Below are 10,977 nucleotides of genomic sequence, written 5' to 3'. Positions count from 1 at the left end.
GTGCTAGTCTCTATCCTTTGCCAGGGGGAGGCTCGCGCCAATTCCTCTACGGACCTCGATGGTGATCTGCTTGAACGCGCCGCGATTGCCCAGCATTTTGTCTTCCTGATGGAAGAGTTCAATGTAATTGAATTCGCATCGAGAGTTCACCATCCGGACCTAATCGTGACTTATGGCGAGGGATGTGCATCGGCAACGTTGAATCCTGAAGTCTGGTTCTCCTGATTTGGTCCTTGACCTGCCGTAACGGAATACATGCTTAAAATTTGGCAAAACCGTTAAGAGCGGATCATTTGCCGCAGTACGGTGGGAATCAGCCGTCCAATGCAGGCTCCGCGACCGGTTCAGGAGGAAGCCCGCATGGCAGATGAACTTGACGCAGCGTCGCTGGCTCCCGGTGATCGAGCGAATGCGATCCGTGAACTCTCGGGGTTCGTCGTCAACGGCCGAGCAGAGGTGGACCTTCCGTCGGATCCGAATCGCCAGCGGGCTCACGCGACCACCAACGCGCTCGGGTCGGTGAAAGTCTCGGAGATCGGCTGGAACGTGACCCGCATCCGGCGCACTGATGCCCCGGTGGACGGGGAGATGGTGCCGCAGGTTCTCGTCTCCATCCGGGAAGCGGGGGTCTCCCAGTTCCACCAGGCGGGCAGGCACGGACTGATAAAGGCCGGGGATCTCATGGTGCTCGACAATGCGAAGCCCTACGAGGTTTTGTTCCACGGCCCAGTACGTGGAGTTCTAGTGAGCGTTCCCACGCACATCCTGGGGCTGCGGCCGTCCCTGCTCGATCAGATCCCGGCTGGTCCACTCAGTTCGGAGCGACCGGCCGTGGGCGCCACAGCAGCGTTCTTCACCCGTCTGGCTCGTCTTCGGGGCGCTGCCGGTAAAGCCGATACCGCCCTGTTCGCGGAGCCCAGTGTCGACCTGATCAGGGCTGTGGTCACCATGGTCCTGTACGGGGACGACCTGGCCAGAACGCTCCTGAACAGCACACTTCTTGAGCGTGTTCAGGAATACGTGCGCCTCCATTTGGCAGACCTCGATCTGACTGCCGAGCGTATCGCAGCCGAGCACAACGTTTCCGTACGCTGGCTCTACCTGACCCTGTCCCGAGCGGGAATCACCCTTGGTGAATGGATCAGGACGCAGCGCCTCGAAGAATGCAGGAGGGAACTGGCTTCGCCAGTGCATCAGTTCATGACGATCGAGGCCATCGCCCACCGGTGGGGGTTCGCCAGCGCGGCCCACTTCAGTCGCGTCTTCAAGACGGCGTACGGCGTGAGCCCCCGCGACTTTCGGTTGGGTCAGAGTGGGCTTTCACCGGAAACAAAACATCTCCGGCAGAGCACTTTGGACGGACCACCCTGACCGTACCGGGCCCACCTGGAAGGCGAACCGGAGCCGCCCCGCGCCCCGCTCGGAACGTTCGACTGTGAGCGGGGCAGACGACAGGGCCCCCGCCGGTTGCCGATCCAGCGCGGCCTTGTTCTGTGCGTTGCCGCAGGTCAGCCCTTGCGCCTATCCCGCTCGACGTCCTCTGCCGCTTTGTGGGCGATGCCGTCGAGGATGTCGTGCTCGGAGACCACGACCTTCCGGGGGCCCGTGTGCTCCATGATCCGCAGCAGTACCAGGGCCCTGGCGCCGATCACGTCGACCCGGCCCGGGTGCATCACCGGGATCGCCGCACGCTGCAATCTCACCCGGGGCCGCCTTCACCTACCTCACCGCGTGGATGGTCCGCCCCCCTTGCCCGGGGCAGGTCACCAGCCGGTGATGCGGGGCCCAGCACGCTTGGATAACCGGGACGGGCTCCGGCCCTTGCTGGTGTCGACGACGTGGTAGCCGTGGTGCTGGGCGGCGGTGGCGCAGGCGTGGTTGGGCAGGATGCGCAGCCGGGTGCCGACCGACAGGTCGGGCAAGTCGGTGCTGTCGCGGGCGGTGAGGGTGCCATGTTCCTGGCTCGCGGCCGTCATGACCAGGTTCGGGATGAGGTGGCCGGCCATGTCGGTGACCAGACCGTAGCCCTGGTCCTGGGCCTGGGCGGCGGTGCCGCGGTCGCGGGACATGGCCATCCAGCCGCCGTCGGTGACGATCCACCCGTACTCGGGGCGGTGGCCGATGACGGTGACGACCACCGACAGGGCGAGGTCCTGCACCTGGCTGACGTCGAGGCCAGCCATCACCAGATCTCGCAGTCCAGGACGCTCGAGATGGCTGTCCGTCGCAAGACGGGCAGCGGGACGAACAAGACCCCGGCGGCCGTACACAGGCCGTGGATGCGCTGGACGAGCCGGACCTCGGTCATGCCGGGGTGATCGAACAGATCACGAGCTGCACGTCCCTGATGGATCGCAGTGGCGGCCAGGAGCCGCATGATCCCGACCAGGTCGTGAAGGACTGGATCGCTACCCTGACCGCGCTGACATGACACAGCCCCGCGCGTCGCCCGTCGGGGCGGCGGGGAGGCTGTGAGCCCGGTGGCCCGGTGAGGGACGTCGCCTCGTGGCGGCAGGCGGCCGTGCGTGTGTTCGCTCCGGTGTTGGAACGGGGTGGTGTTGCGTGCGCGTCGGCGTGAAGAGGGGCGCTGTGGGCCACCGGTGTCCCCCGTGAGGGCCTGGGACCGCCACTGCCCACCGGTACCTGGCAGCGGCCTTGGCCACCGCTTGCTTCACCGCCGTCTCGATCACCCAGATCGACAGCGTCCACGTCACCGATCACGCCCTCGGTGCCGAAGAGATCCGTCCTGGCGTTCTTCGGTCAGGGCGCCGGCGGTGGAGCCGACCGGCAGCCCGGCCTCACGCCGCCGCTCGATGCTGTTCGTCGGCCGTCCGAGCGGTGGGACAGAACCCAGGCTCATCGGTCCTCTAGGATCGGAGTCGGTCACTGTTCCGGGGGGCTGCGGATGGCGTTCGAGGTAGACCTGCCGCTCGGTGAAGACGCCGACGCCGCTCGGCTCGTTTCCGAGCTCACCGAACTTGGTAACGAGCGCTTCCTGCGGGCGGTAGTCCGCGACCGGGCGCGTTTCCACTACCGGAGCACCGACCGCCTCTTCGGCTGGTCCAGCGACGTTCCGGAGATCACCGAGCCCTCCTCCAGCCTCCTGCTGCGCGCCATCCACCTGTGCTTCACGGCTCACCTGCCACTGAGCCTGTCACCCGACCTGCTCTGGTACGCCGTCGTGCACGAGGTGGCCGTCCACGTCCGCCTGAATTCCGGGATGTACGCGGGACTGTTCACCGAAACGCCAGGGCACCGGCAGACCATCGCCATTCGCGACGACCTGGCCCCGCTGGACTGGGAGCGCTCGATCAACCTGGTCCGACAGCCCCTGCGTGCCCGCATCGGCGATGAGGCGGCCGACCTGTTCCAGCCCGCCTTCTCGACCACCACCCCCACCGACGCCACGGCGGTGCTGGTGGCGCTGATGGACGTGGTCAGCCCGTACTACCGCTTCCGGTGGATCTCGCTCTGCGGCATTCCCCGGATCCGGCTGGAGGGCACGGACCGGGACTGGCGCCTGCTAGCGGCCCGGGTACGGGACCTGGAAGGGTGGTTCGAAGGCCTACGGCCGTGGTTCGCCTCCCTGCACCCGGTGCTGAACGCGATCAGCGCGACGGCCTCGGGGCGGGGTGTCGACCAGGAGTTCTGGCGTTCGCTCTACAAGTGGGAGTCGGCGTCCGGCGGCGATCGGGTCACGGGCTGGATCACCGCTTTCTTCGCCCACCGGTACACCGACGAGGGACCGTCCCCCAAGCAGTCGTTCGGCCCGGGAAACACCGACGAGGAGGCCTTCCCTTCGCACGTCTCCCGTGTCCCGTTCCGCTGGGAGACGCCCGCCGGCACATTCGAGATGGCCTTCCTCGGCGGCGTGCTCGGCATCGAACACGACGGTGAGTGGATCCGGCCGTGCCTCGGCCACGCGGTGGTGGAACTGCTCCCCGTCACCGAGTCCCGCGACGAGCGCCTGCCCGAGCCCTGGACCATGGCCGACATCCAGCGCGTCACCGGCTGCCCACAGGCCCAGTTGCTCACTTCCCTCGGCAAAGTGACTCTGCACGGCGAGCATCTCCCAGCCGCCTACGCGATCAATCTGGAGGGGCTCTGTGCAGTGCAGGCCGACGACGGCGACTGGTACCTCGGCGATGTTGTCTCCGACATCGGGGACATCCAATGTTGGGGCAACTACGGCCCTGACCTCGGCAACGCGCTGCGGGCGCTCTAAAAGGTTGTTCCGTAATTGATCTCCGGCCGCAACGCTGGTGGGGTGGTTGGGCGTTGTGGTCTGCCCTTCGGGCCAGGGGTGGCCTGGGGGAACCCGTTCCTGTCATGATCGCGTGGTGGACGATGACCAGCGCATGCACCCTTCGAGGGTGGCCGGCGACCGTGCGTCACTCACCTCGTTTCTCGACTACCAGCGGGCCACCCTGGCCATGAAGTGCGCGGGTCTGACCGGCGAACAGCTGAAGCGGAAGGCGATCCCGACCTCAGGACTCACGCTCCTGGGTCTGGTGCGCCACGCGGCCTCTGTTGAGCGGAGCTGGTTCCGATTCATCGTGAGCGCCGAGGACGTCAAGGCGCCTTGGCCCGGCGAGGTGGACGGCGCGTTCGCCGAGTTCCACGTCGAGGACGCCGATGTTGGCGAGGCGTTCGGAGTCTGGCGCGAGGAGTGCGTCCGTGCCCGCGCCGTCGCTTCTTCCTTCGTTTCCCTCGATGAAACCGTCAACTTCCGCGGCGAGACCATTTCGCTCCGTTACGTCCTCACCCACATGATCGAGGAGTATGCGCGTCACAACGGCCACGCCGATCTACTGCGCGAAGCGATCGACGGAGCCGTAGGCGAGTAGATGAGGGGAGCGATTCGGTCCCGATCCGGCGGGCAGCCGCGCAGTTCTGGTGTGGCGCCGTGGCCGGTGGTTTGTGGGCCTGGCCGTGGGCAGGGCCCGACGCGGTTCTTCCTGGCTTCCCGGCCGCGGGGTGGGGTCAGCGGGTGAGGGAGATGGCGAAGGGCTGGACGCCGTGTCGGCGCATGATGTGGGGGACGATCAGGATCATGGCTTCGGCGGCGCGGGCTGTGGTGATGTCGCCGAGGTCCTCGATCCATGTGGGTTGCCAGCCGAGGTCGGCGAGGAGGCCGGTGACGGTCGTTTTTGCGTGTTGGTTGTTGCCGGAGAGGTAGGCGGTCGGTGGGGTGGTCAGGGTGTCGGGGGCGGTCATGACGGTGAACAGCATGGTGTTGAGGGTCTTCACCACGTGGGTGTCGGGGAGGGCGGCTTGGAGCTTCTCGGCGAGGCTGCTGCCGGGGTAGCACAGGTCGCCGGGCAGGCCGTCACGGGCGTCGTGGGTGGCGTTGGAGACGTCGATGAGGATTTTTCCGGTGAGCTCGGTGTGCAGGTCGGTGAGGCGGTCGAGGGTGCTGTGGCCGGGGGTCGCGTTGATCACGATGTCCGCGGTGCGCGCGGTGGTGTGCTGGTCGGCGACCGCGATCCGCGGGGCGGCCGCTGCGACGACGGCGGCGGTGGTTTCCGGGTTCCGGCTGCCGAGGGTGACGTGGTGTCCGGTCGCGGTGAGCTTGCCGGCGAGGTTGGCGGCGACGCGGCCGGTGCCCAGGATGCCGATGCTGGTCATGGGGTGGTGCTCCTTGCGGTTTCGGGCGGGAAGAGCGGGGGTGTTTGGTCAGGCGATCGGGGAGAGGACTGTGAGGGCGGCGGCGTGGATGCCGGGGGCGGTGGCCAGGAAGTCGCTGCTGCCGGTGTTCCAGGGTTCGCCCGTCAGGTCGGTGACGGTGCCTCCCGCTTCGGAGACCAGCAGGGCGCCGGCGACCAGGCCGGAGCGGACGTCGGAGAACTGCCAGAACGCGTCCGTGCGTCCGGCGGCGACGTTGATGAGCTGCATCGTGGCGGGAACGGACACGCGCACGACCAGGCCGTTGATGAGCATGGCGGTGACGGAGTCGCCGATCCGCCGGAAGGTTCGCTCGTCCTCGCCGGGCCTGGCCTGACCGGTGCCGATGAGCGCGGCGCCCAGATCGGTCTTGGCGGACACCGTCAGGGCACGGCCGTTGAGGCGGGCGCCGCCGCCGGCGACGGCGGTGTAGGTGTCGCCGGTCAGTGGCAGGTGGACGACGGTGAGCACCGGATGGTTGTCGCGGACCAGGGTGGCGGTCACGGCCCAGTCCTCCATGCCGTGGACGTGGTTGATGTTGCCCTCGGCGGGGTCGACGACCCACCACTCCCCGGGCGGGAGCGCGCCGCCGGCCAGTTCGTCCTCTGCCCACTGTGATCCGCGCCGGGCCCGCAGCAGTTGTGCCCGCAGCACGTCCAGCACCGCGTCGTCGTTGGCGTGGATCTCCTCGACGATCTGCTCCAGGCTCACACCCCGGGCGTGCGGGGTGTAGCGGTCGCGCAGCGTGAGGCCGGCTGTCCTGACCGCGGCTGTCACATCGGACAGGAGCGTTTCGGCGGCGGCAAAGGGCATGGCAGTGCTCATGGGTGGGCTCCCTGGAGTCGGTTGGGGTGGGGCGGTTCGTCTCGCCCCGCACGTCGAAGGTAGGCCGACCGTCGATTAACAACAAGTGCATGCTTGACACTCGTAGGATTACTCTCATGCAACTGGATTTGAACCTGCTCACGGTCCTGGACGCGCTGCTGGAGGAGGGTAGTGTTGCCGGCGCCGCAGCCCGCCTTCACGTCACGGCACCGGCGATGAGCCGCTCCCTGGGCCGTATCCGCAAGGCCACCGGTGACCAGATCCTGGTTCGCACCGGCCGCAGCATGGTCCCCACCACCCGTGCGCTGGCCATGCGCGCCCAGGTCCACGCCCTCGTACAGCAGGCCCACCGACTCCTGTCCGCGCAGCAGGAACTCGACCTGGCAACCCTGGACCGGGTGTTCACCGTTCGCTGGCACGACGCGTTGACCGCAGCATGCGGGACCGCCCTGACCACGGCCGTCCACCGCCAGGCCCCCGGCGTCCGGCTGCGCCTGTCCGCCGAGCCCGGCACGGACACCCCCGAGCTGCGCCGGGGTGAGGTCGACATCGAATCCAGCTCCAGCCGGCCGACACTCCCCGACATCCGCCACCGCCTCGTCGGCACGGACAGGCTGGTCGTCGCCGTGCGACCGGGCCACCCGCTCAACGAGGGCCCGCTGAGCGCCGAGCGTTACGCGGCCGCCGAGCACCTGACCGTGTCGAGGCGCGGAAGCCTGCGCGACCCGATCGACGACGCCCTGACCGCCCGCGGCCTCGAACGGCGCGTCGTCGCCGCCGGCCCCACCGCCGCCTTCGCGCTGCACCTCGCGCTCGGCACCGACCTGGTCGTCACCCTTCCCGACGCGGTCACCCGCACGGCCCGGGACGAGCTCGGCCTGGTCACGCTTCCGCAGCCACTCCCGCTGCCCGACGTCCCCCTGTACCTGCTGTGGCACCAGCGCTACGACGACGACCGCGCTCACACCTGGCTGCGCGACCTGGCCACCGCAACCGTCCAGGCACTGTTCGCAGCACCGAACACCTGATCATCACGGCAAGCAACCCAGTCGACGGCGGTGATCCGCTCGGTCAGCTCGGCGGCACGCACGGTGCGGGGCCCACGACCACCTCGACGGCAGCCCTCAACCTGAGGCTGGTCGGGCGCACCGGCCGCTTTGCCAGACTGATCCGTCACCCGCGCCGCGGAGCCGGGGGCAGGTGACGGTTGGCGTGTCCGCAGGTGTGGTGGCCACTTGCGTGTCGGGGCATGCGGCTGCCTCACGCCGTAGGGCGTCGTGTTCGGTGTCGTCAACGGCCAGGTGCCAGCGGGTTTTCACGGTGACCCAGCCGGTGGGGTACGGGCAGCGCGCCCTCGCGTTCGGGGGAGCCATTCGGTGATGTCCTGGTCTGCTTTGGAGCGGTTGGAGCGTGCGGTGACGGCGACCAGGGCGTGGGCTTCGTCGAGGTCGTTGGCGTAGGCCTGGCGTTGGGCGGGGGGCCGTGGGGAGGCGCCGACTGGCGGGGAGCGTCATTTCAACTGTGGTGTATTTGAGGCCGCCGGTGGTGTCGGCAAGGTGTCAGGGGCGAGCGCTATGGTGCGTGGCCGTGGACGCTGCTGATCTTGACTACCGGGCCTGGACGTGGTCTGGCTGCATCCCGCCAGAGCTCGTTGCGCGGCTGCTCGGACGGGGCCACGTTGCCGTGGTGGAGCAGGAGGCGGGACGGGGGGAGTGGTTCTGCGCCCTGGCGTGGGCACGGTTGCTGGGGGAGCAGGACCGGCAGGCCGACGCGTTGGAAGTGCTCGCCCCATACCGGGCAACCGGCTGGTGGACGGCCGTTACAGCCACGGCCGAGTTCTGGAGGGCTGGGGCCGTGTTGAGGAGGCGATCGAGATCACCCGGGTCCGTATGGCGGCCGGGCACCCGATGGCGCTGGAGTCCTACACCCGTCTGCTTGCCCGGCACGGCCGCGCCGAAGAGGCGTTTGACCTGTTGCGCCCGCACCTTGGCGAGCCGTCCCTCGCCGCGGCTCTGGTGGACGTCGCCGGCGCCGCCGGCCTCGACGAGGAGGCCGCCGCGCTGCTCGCCGCCCTGACCGGGCACGAGTGTTCCGACTTTCCGTGGTGTTGCCGGGGCCTCGATCGTGACAGCGTGATCGGGCTGCTCGCCACGATCCGCGAGCGCCAGGGCCGCACCGACGAGGCGATTGCCCTGCTGCGCACCGGCAGCACCACGCTGATCAACAACCGTGAACAACTGGCTGCGCTGCTGGCGCGGCAGGGCCGGCTCGGCGAACTGCGGGCCGCTGCGGCCTCTGATCACTCGGGGCATGCCGTGCAACAGCTCGCGAGGGTGCTGGAGGCACGCGGCGACGTGGAGGGGGCGGTCGCGGCATACCGGCAGGCCGACGGATCCGTGGCCCGTGACCCCAACGCGGCTTTCGAGTTCGCGCGGCTCCTGGCCCGGCACGGCCGGGGCAACGAAGCGATCGACGTGATGCGCGTCCAGGCCGACGCCCGCAGCGGGGACGACTGGATCCTCCACACCCTGGCCGACCACTACTTCGCCCAGGGACGCCCGCAGGACGGCCTGGCGCATCTCGACGCCCTCGCCGCTGCCCGCGGGGGCGAGGAGGAATGGGACCTGTACTGGATACGGCTGCCGCTGATCGCCGCCCGCGACGGCGTGGACGATGCGGTCGCACAGGCCCGCTCTCACCCCGAGGGCGCCACCTCCTACGCGGCGCCGCGTAGGCCGAAGCCTTGGGGGAACTGCAAATTCTCCTCGCAGCCGCTGCAAACCCGGCCGCCCGGGACTGCCCGATGCGATCGGGACGGTCTGGCCGCAGGCGATCACCCAGACCTGCGTGGTCCACCTGATCAGGGCCTCGTTCCGTGACGCGGGCCGCCAGGACTGGGACAAGATCTCCCGCGCTGAAACCGATCTACACCGCACCGGCTGCGCAGGCCGCCGAGGACCGTCAAGAAGAGTTGTGCCCGGACACAGCACGGAGATGTGCCGGTCGAACTGTCGGTGGCCGGACGGCGCTGTTCATCGAGCGGTTCTCCGTGGTCTACGGATCGCTGTCGGGTGTCAGCCAGCTGTTGCACCGCATGGCTTCACTCCGCGCGTGCCCGCCCGTCAAGTCGCCGAGCGAGAAGAGGAGTCGACGCACCGCCTTGGTCAACCTCGCCGCTGTCACCCTCGACGAACTCACCCGCGCTGTTCGGACAGGCCTCCGTACCCGCCAGCGCCGCCCCGCCCTGCTGACCGCGTTCCTCGCCCGCACCGGACGCGAAATCCCGTCAGCAGGAACCTGGTCAGCAAAGGTCAGTGAGATCGGCGCCTGTGTGAGCTCCGTGACTCGGGATGCTGTGCCAAATTTTCATTCAATGAAAGTTTTTTGCTGCCCGCTGGTTTGGAGGTAGCATCTGGACGTCGGCCTTTTGGCGGTGAAGGTGGGACGTGCATCAGCCGTAATGATGTAGCGCGACGGTGATCGTTGGCTACGGTCGCTCGTGAGTCCCTGTGGGCTTACCGAAAGGGACTCACAGTCAGATCCACTGGCGATTTCACAGGACCCGTTCCCACAGAGGACCGCGTCCACCAACTCGAACAATTCGTCGCGGCGTGCGGTCAGGCAGGCGTAGAACTCGCCCCGGAAACGTGACGCTTCCGCGAACGTTTCCTCCGGGCGGCATCAGCCGGCAGACTCACCCTGACGGCCTTCGTCTTGGTCACGTGCGCCTTCGTCGGAGCACATGATCAGTCGAAGGCCGCCCTCACGTCCGGTGAATCCCCGGGTGGGCGGCCCAGTTTGAGGTGTCGTTCGAGGCTGGCAGATAAAGGACAGGGAAAGTATCTGTTTCTGAATTCTTTATCTACCGGATTTCCGCGCAGGGTTGAGAGGGGCGGCAAGGAAGGTTTAACGTTCACCTATGAATGCGGATTCTCAAACCTATGTACTGATCCCGGGTGCCTGGCATGGTGGCTGGGTCTGGCGGCCTGTGGCTGAGCGGCTGCGAGCGGCAGGACACCGGGCCGTGTGCCTGACGCTGCCTGGCCTGGGTGACGGTGACGACCAGACGGGCCTGCGACTCGGTGACGCGGTTGATCACGTAGTGCGCGAGGTCGAGCGGCTGAACCTTGATGCTGTGACCCTGGTGGGTCACAGCTGGGGCGGTTATCCGATGACCGGTGCGGTTCACCGGCTGCGGGGCACGGTGTCGAGTGTCATCTACTACAGCGCGTTCGTGCCGAGCCGGGGGGTGTCGTTGGTCGAGGAGAATCCGGAGGTCGGAGCGTTCCTGGGTGGGTTGATCGATGAGTCGCCGGATCATGCTGTTCATCCCAGTCTTGAATTGGTCCAGGGCATCCTCATGCAGGGTGCGGACGAGGGGACTCAGCGTCTGGTGGCCGAACTGCTGACTCCGCAGCCCGCTGACTACATACTCGATTCCCTCGATGTGCCCAGCGTGACCGAGACCGGCATTTCCGCTCGGTACAT

Annotated in this window: 10 protein-coding genes and 4 pseudogenes; 9 read left to right on the top strand and 5 right to left on the bottom strand. The window is 67.8% G+C overall.

The window, feature by feature from the left end; translation table 11 throughout:
- Both ACFWVC_RS37890 and ACFWVC_RS37885 read left to right on the top strand, forming a co-directional pair.
- Nucleotides 1-225, top strand: a pseudogene (locus tag ACFWVC_RS37890) (hypothetical protein); the annotation flags it as partial.
- 135 nt (nucleotides 226-360) lie between these two features.
- Nucleotides 361-1,371 carry a helix-turn-helix domain-containing protein gene (locus ACFWVC_RS37885; RefSeq protein ID WP_384298917.1) on the top strand — a complete coding sequence of 337 codons (1,011 nt, stop codon included), beginning with the start codon at nucleotides 361-363 and terminating at the stop codon, nucleotides 1,369-1,371.
- 137 nt (nucleotides 1,372-1,508) lie between these two features.
- Here ACFWVC_RS37885 and ACFWVC_RS37880 read toward each other — a convergent pair.
- Together ACFWVC_RS37880 and ACFWVC_RS37875 are read right to left on the bottom strand one after the other, a co-directional pair.
- Nucleotides 1,509-1,694 (bottom strand): annotated as a pseudogene (locus ACFWVC_RS37880) (exopolyphosphatase); the annotation flags it as partial.
- A gap of 69 nt (nucleotides 1,695-1,763) precedes the next feature.
- Nucleotides 1,764-2,192: pseudogene (locus ACFWVC_RS37875) on the bottom strand (DSD1 family PLP-dependent enzyme); the annotation flags it as partial.
- A gap of 83 nt (nucleotides 2,193-2,275) precedes the next feature.
- Here ACFWVC_RS37875 and ACFWVC_RS37870 point away from each other — a divergent pair.
- From ACFWVC_RS37870 to ACFWVC_RS37860, 3 genes are all read left to right on the top strand, one after another.
- Complete coding sequence (locus ACFWVC_RS37870) at nucleotides 2,276-2,431, top strand: hypothetical protein (RefSeq protein WP_384298912.1); 156 nt, start codon at nucleotides 2,276-2,278, stop codon at nucleotides 2,429-2,431.
- Nucleotides 2,432-2,905: 474 nt separating this feature from the next.
- Nucleotides 2,906-4,225: a DUF4419 domain-containing protein gene (locus ACFWVC_RS37865; RefSeq protein WP_384298909.1), complete on the top strand. Its 1,320-nt coding sequence runs from the start codon at nucleotides 2,906-2,908 to the stop codon at nucleotides 4,223-4,225.
- Nucleotides 4,226-4,340: 115 nt separating this feature from the next.
- Nucleotides 4,341-4,847: a DinB family protein gene (locus ACFWVC_RS37860; protein ID WP_384298906.1), complete on the top strand. Its 507-nt coding sequence runs from the start codon at nucleotides 4,341-4,343 to the stop codon at nucleotides 4,845-4,847.
- Between the two features lie 136 nt (nucleotides 4,848-4,983).
- Here the strand turns inward: ACFWVC_RS37860 and ACFWVC_RS37855 are convergent, their stop codons facing one another.
- Both ACFWVC_RS37855 and ACFWVC_RS37850 read right to left on the bottom strand, forming a co-directional pair.
- Nucleotides 4,984-5,628 (bottom strand): NADPH-dependent F420 reductase, encoded by a 645-nt coding sequence (locus ACFWVC_RS37855; RefSeq protein ID WP_384298901.1) that lies wholly within the window; start codon nucleotides 5,626-5,628, stop codon nucleotides 4,984-4,986.
- Between the two features lie 48 nt (nucleotides 5,629-5,676).
- On the bottom strand, nucleotides 5,677-6,489 hold the full coding sequence (locus ACFWVC_RS37850) for an inositol monophosphatase family protein (RefSeq protein ID WP_384298898.1): 813 nt from the start codon (nucleotides 6,487-6,489) through the stop codon (nucleotides 5,677-5,679).
- Nucleotides 6,490-6,605: 116 nt separating this feature from the next.
- On the opposite strand from ACFWVC_RS37850, the gene ACFWVC_RS37845 reads away from it, so the two are divergent.
- The 3 genes from ACFWVC_RS37845 (at nucleotide 6,606) to ACFWVC_RS37835 (ending at nucleotide 9,807) form a co-directional block, all read left to right on the top strand.
- Nucleotides 6,606-7,517 carry a LysR family transcriptional regulator gene (locus ACFWVC_RS37845; protein WP_384298892.1) on the top strand — a complete coding sequence of 304 codons (912 nt, stop codon included), beginning with the start codon at nucleotides 6,606-6,608 and terminating at the stop codon, nucleotides 7,515-7,517.
- A 780-nt stretch (nucleotides 7,518-8,297) separates the two neighbouring features.
- Nucleotides 8,298-9,368 (top strand): tetratricopeptide repeat protein, encoded by a 1,071-nt coding sequence (locus tag ACFWVC_RS37840; RefSeq protein ID WP_384298885.1) that lies wholly within the window; start codon nucleotides 8,298-8,300, stop codon nucleotides 9,366-9,368.
- Nucleotides 9,337-9,807 carry a hypothetical protein gene (locus tag ACFWVC_RS37835; protein ID WP_384298880.1) on the top strand — a complete coding sequence of 157 codons (471 nt, stop codon included), beginning with the start codon at nucleotides 9,337-9,339 and terminating at the stop codon, nucleotides 9,805-9,807. Before ACFWVC_RS37840 ends, ACFWVC_RS37835 begins: the two co-directional genes overlap by 32 nt.
- A 206-nt stretch (nucleotides 9,808-10,013) precedes the next feature.
- Here the strand turns inward: ACFWVC_RS37835 and ACFWVC_RS37830 are convergent.
- A pseudogene (locus tag ACFWVC_RS37830) lies at nucleotides 10,014-10,161 on the bottom strand (transposase); the annotation flags it as partial.
- Between the two features lie 247 nt (nucleotides 10,162-10,408).
- Between ACFWVC_RS37830 and ACFWVC_RS37825 the strand changes: the two are divergent.
- Nucleotides 10,409-10,977, top strand: a 569-nt coding sequence (locus ACFWVC_RS37825; RefSeq protein WP_384298874.1) for an alpha/beta fold hydrolase, incomplete at its 3' end; no start/stop codon positions are given.

This window comes from Streptomyces sp. NPDC058691, assembly GCF_042714775.1.
In the GTDB taxonomy this organism is placed as follows: domain Bacteria; phylum Actinomycetota; class Actinomycetes; order Streptomycetales; family Streptomycetaceae; genus Actinacidiphila.
This window is presented reverse-complemented; position numbering and strand designations above follow the sequence as displayed.